The sequence below is a fragment of the Bacteroidota bacterium genome, assembly GCA_018692315.1.
Classification (GTDB): Bacteria; Bacteroidota; Bacteroidia; order Bacteroidales; family JABHKC01; genus JABHKC01.
Map to the genome: position 1 here is coordinate 1 of JABHKC010000177.1, position 5,528 is coordinate 5,528.

General features: G+C 34.4%; 2 protein-coding genes. Both read left to right on the forward strand.

Going from position 1 to position 5,528, the window contains the following annotated elements; all coding sequences use genetic code 11:
* Positions 1–2,502 (forward strand): T9SS type A sorting domain-containing protein (locus HN894_13390; protein MBT7144316.1); only part of this gene is annotated, 2,502 nt, incomplete at its 5' end.
* 5 nt (positions 2,503–2,507) lie between these two features.
* Positions 2,508–5,528, forward strand: a 3,021-nt coding sequence (locus tag HN894_13395; GenBank protein MBT7144317.1) for a PKD domain-containing protein, incomplete at its 3' end; no start/stop codon positions are given.

Consider the following 5,528-nt stretch of genomic DNA (forward strand, 5'->3'; position numbering starts at 1 on the left):
ATTTCCGCAGGCGATACTATTGGTTTATTTTATTACGATACAATTGGAGTTCTGCGCTGTTGTGGATATACAGAATTTGATGGAACAGGAGATACTATTAATGCTTCAGGGATAGATTCCGGAGCGATTATGAAATGTATTATTTTAGATGACAGCCAGGAGCAATTTTATATTCCGACAGTTTACAAGAATTCTGTAACATTAGATTTGGTTTACGATACAGCAAGCTCTGTAACAATAGACTACATGATAGTGAAAAGCCTCACTATCGACCAGTGGATTTCTCCGGTCTCAGCCTGCGGATTGGATGATAGCGTTGAAATAAAAATATCATTGACAAATACAGGGATTTATCCTGAAACCGAAGCATTTTATTTAAGTTATACTCTCGATTCAGGACAAAATTATTCAGCAACTGAAACACTAACAAGTCCGATACACTACAATCAATCAATAATATATACATTTGAAAATTTAGCGGAATTTGATTCTATCGGTGAAATGTGGCATTATTCTGCCGCGATAGCCGGAATTGACATTTTAGCATTTGATTCGTTAGAAAATTTTGCAATAGATACTACTTTAGAAATCTATACAAATTTATCCGATTTATATTGCGATTATGACTCTCTTGATAGAATGCTTACAGGCTTGCACGATGAAGACAGTGCAGTTTTCTACGGAGTTGCAGTATATCGCGATTTTATAGACGAAGACTCTACTTTCAGTTCGGAAGATTCAATCCGGGACTATTACTTTAATCCCGATGATGCTTATAATGGTTTTCATACCATTTATTATACAACACCAAGAAATACTGCCACACAATGCTTTTCAAAAATTAGTAAGGATATTGAGATTGTTTGGGGTTTAAATGCAGATTACAGAATGTCAAGCAACACTTTTTGCGAAGGAGAAGAATTAGAAATATCCTATGCCTCAAGATATGATACCATATATTGGTTAACTCCCGATTCAATACTACTTTCCGATAATGCTTTTCTTACAGTTGACTCTATTCTTTTTAAGGAAATAGATTCTCTTTTGATTAAAGTTAATGAACGTGGTTGTTGGGATAGAGCAAATCAACAGTTTCCTGAAATTTATCCTCCTTTTCATATTAAACCATTCGGTAACGATACTTTTGTAAATGCTTCATCTGATATTACATTATCAGTGCAAAATAGCGTATATGACAGATACTTATGGTACGATGGAGAAACTACCTCAACAAATATATTCTATAGTGATAGCATTGGAACATATGGATATAGTATATACTGGGTTGAAGCCAGAGACAATGTTAATGATTGTTGGTATCGAGATACTTTTTTGTTAAGAAGAGTTACAAACCAAGACATCCACCTCCGCGATGGCTGGGGCATCTTCTCCACATACCTCGAACCTTTAGAAAACAATTTCGATTCTATTTTTGCAGAATTGGATACTAATCTTCTTGAAGTTGCTGATGAGTATGGGAACAAATATTATCCTGATAGTATTACTAATGACTTGGATAGTATCACTATTGGCGAAGCATATGAAATTAATGTTGAAGATGCTGATACTTTGACAATTACGGGTTTGCCGATAATCCCTGAGGAGACAGAATTGTTGATTGATTCAGGTTGGAGCATGATAGGATATCTAAAACAATATGAGCTTGGTGTTGATGATATTTTTGGTTATATGTTAGAAGATACTGTAGAAATGATTAAAGATGAAATTGGACTTATATATTGGAAAGAATTTAACATTGATCAAATCGGTGATATGAATCCCGGAAAAGGATATGAGATATCTACAGCAGTCGAAGAGTTTTTCTCATATCCCCCAAATATTCCAAGTTTAAAGTATTATTCAGATTTTAAGAATCCACATCATTTTAAAAACGTTTCTATTTCTAACAATAATATGGCATTGGGAATTCCATATAATTCTTGGGCAATATTGCTGGAGATTGGCGATGAGATTGGAGTTTTTACCCAAGATAATGTTTTAGTTGGCTCAATTGTTTATACCGAGAAAAGCATGGGTATCACTGTTAGAGGGGATATTTCGACCACATTTGATTTAATAGAAGGATTGAGTTTAAATGAAGAACTTAAAATAAAATTATGGAAAAAGAACAAAAACTTAGAATATACAATAAAAGTTAATAAATGGGAGGAAGGAGACGGAAAATATATACCCAATAAAATTGCAATTGTTGCTGATTTTGAGATTTTGCCATATTCACAAGAATTTTCATTTATATCCAACCATCCAAATCCATTTTCCGATTTAACATATATTCAGTTTTATAGTCCAACTGAAGAAACTGTTTCATTAGAGGTTTTCGATTTGCATGGAAGAAGTGTTGTTCCAAACCAAATAATAAATTGTATTTCAGGAAATAATAAGATTATTGTAGATGCAAAGCATTTTGTATCTGGCATTTATGTAGGAGTGCTGAGGTCAGCAAATAATCAAATTAATTTTAAACTTAACTGCATAAAATAAAAGCCATGAAAAATATATTTATAATTATCACAATCTTACTAATATTTACAAGTAATATCATCTCTCAAACAAGCATTAACTGGCTAAACACTGGAGCTGGTACAAAAGACAATAGTGGAGCTGACTTAGCCATCGACAATGATGGGAATGTTTTTGTAACAGGAAAATATTTTGGAACTGTTCAATTTAATGATTCCGTACTTGCTACTTTAAATGACTTTTATTCCGATATTTTTCTAATTAGATACAATGATTATGGAACAATTGAGTGGGTTGAAAAAGCCGGAGTGGACTATAAAGATGACAAAGCATTAAGTATCAGTATTGATGAAACTGATGCGTTATATATTAGCGGAACATATTGCTATGGTGCATTGTTTGGTGATACCATTTTATATACAAATTCGGGAGGTTGGATTGAAGAAGGTTTTGTTGCAAGATATAGCAAGTCAGGTAGTTTTTTGAAAGCAATAACTCTAAACTCTTCTGACATTGCCTTATATGGAATAGATGTTAAAAATGATTATTTAGCAATTTGTGGAAATGTAGGTCCTACCCTTTTCATTGGAAATGATACTTTCCCACGTCAACTTAATGTTAATTATGGATATGAAGATATTATTTTTGCACAATTTGATACTAACATAAACTATCAATTAGGAAAAAGATATTATTCCGATAATATCTATGATTGGGAAGTTGCACTATCATTATCAATAGATGCAGAAGGATCAAACTATTTGACTGGATATTTTCCTGCGGAATTGTATGCAGACCAATTTACTCTTATTGCAACAAATACAACACAATATTCAATATATAATGATATTTTTATAATAAAACATGATAGTCTTGGAAATGTAGTTTGGGCAAACTCTGCCGGAGGTTCTCTACACGACTACGGTCGAGACATCACCACAGACCAAAACGGAAACTCCTACATCACCGGTTATTTCCAAGGCACTGCAACTTTTGGCAATCAATCGATTACAAGCACCGGCGGCTACGATATTTTTGTAGCATGTTGCAGCAATTCCGGTCAGTGGCAGTGGGTTGTAAGTGCCGGTGGAACGGGCGACGACCAAGCTTTTGGAATTTCTATGAACGAGCTTGGCGGAATATACATAACCGGACGATTTGAAAACACAATAAGTTTTACAGGTCAAAGCAAAACATCGAATGGAGGCACCGATATTTTCCTTGCAAAATACGATTTGTTTGGAAGTTTTCTATGGGCAGAAACTTTTGGCAGTACTTCCGACGATGGTGCAAACTCAATTGATGTTTCCGAAACCGGATTAATTGCCCTCACCGGATATTTCCAAAACACAATGACAATAGACACAATCACGATTTCGAGCAATGGCGGAAAAGATATTTTTGTGGCGAGTTTTGAGGATACTTATATCGATTCTAATTATTGTGGCGTACCAAATTCGTATTTCAATACAAATGTTAATTTTACAGAAATTTCAATTGAGCCATTTTATCCTTATGACACCTCACAATATTTTTTAACATGGCAAATGGGCAACGGAACAGAATTTTATCAAATAACTTCTGTTGAGTATGATTATCAGGCAATTGATACCTTTTCTATTGTTTTGAATATTCAGGACAAAAACGACAGTCTGTGTTTTTTAAATATTTATGATACCATTGTAACTACTTGTATAGATAATCTTGATTTTTCAATGCAAATAGACAGCACCAATATATCGTTTGAAACATCAATCAATTTGGATACAAATTTCTATCAAATTATTTGGGATTTTGGCGATTCCACTAGCACGGCGAATCAAAACAATCCTGTGCATTTTTATAATTCATATGGTTATAAAACCATCACACTTTCAGTAGTTTATTTGCCCGACAACACTTGCAACCAACAAATTCAAAAAATTATTAATGTCGATAGTGTTACCTGCATCCAGTCTGCCGAAATTGTGATTTATGAAAATGTTCATAAACATGCAATTTTTGAATTGATTCCATACATTGATTTAACCAATTATGATATTTTATGGAATCTTGGCGATGGAACAATCATTGCAAATCAGCAACTTATCGACCATACTTTTCCATCAACAACAAATTATGAAGTAAGCTGTCAGATTTCGCACAAAGCAGATTCCAATTGTATTTTGAATGTTGAAAAAGATATTGACCTTGAATGTTATGATGATATCGGTTTCGATTATGATGAACATTTATATGAATGGTGGGGTGGATGGGAATTTGTTGTATGGGCATGGGAAGTTTATAATGAACCACCAAATAATTACGCACTTGTTTGTGATTGTGGAAATGGGGATGTCGATAGTTTAGTAAATGATGGTGAATGGTATTGCGATTATGATTTGGCAGGAAATTATGAAATTTCATTTTATATATGGGATTTGGATGACTCGACTTGCCATGATGATCTTGGAAGTTTTACAGTAACTGCTGAAGAGCCTGATTGTGATGTATTTGCAAGTTTTAGTGCTTCACTTGTTTCATTTGATACTATGGCAGTTTTTGTGTCAGCCGGAGGCAACCCTGAATGGGGTTATAATTGGTCTTTTGGAGATGGTTCATACGGAGGTGATATATCGGATGAACATATTTATTCAAGCTATGGTATTTACAACATTTGTCTGACTGCCCATAATTATTATGGAGTAGGTTGTTATGATACCGATTGCCAGACTTTCACCCTCGGCACACCCGGTTGCAACGATACGCTTGCGACAAATTATAACCCAAATGCTGATTTCAACAACGGATCCTGCATTTATGCCGGAACACAGCCAATTTCGCTACCTGCAGGCTGGAGCATTTTTTCTACATACATAGAGCCTTACGAAAACAATATTGATAGTGTTTTTCAAGAAATTGTTGGCAACACGGTTTTGGTAAAAAACCAAATCGGTTTGGTCTATTATCCTCAATACTCAATCACACTATTAGATACTCTCGCTCTTGGTCAGGGATATCAGGTGAAAATGGCAAGCGGCGACACCCTGAATGTTACTGGAATAATC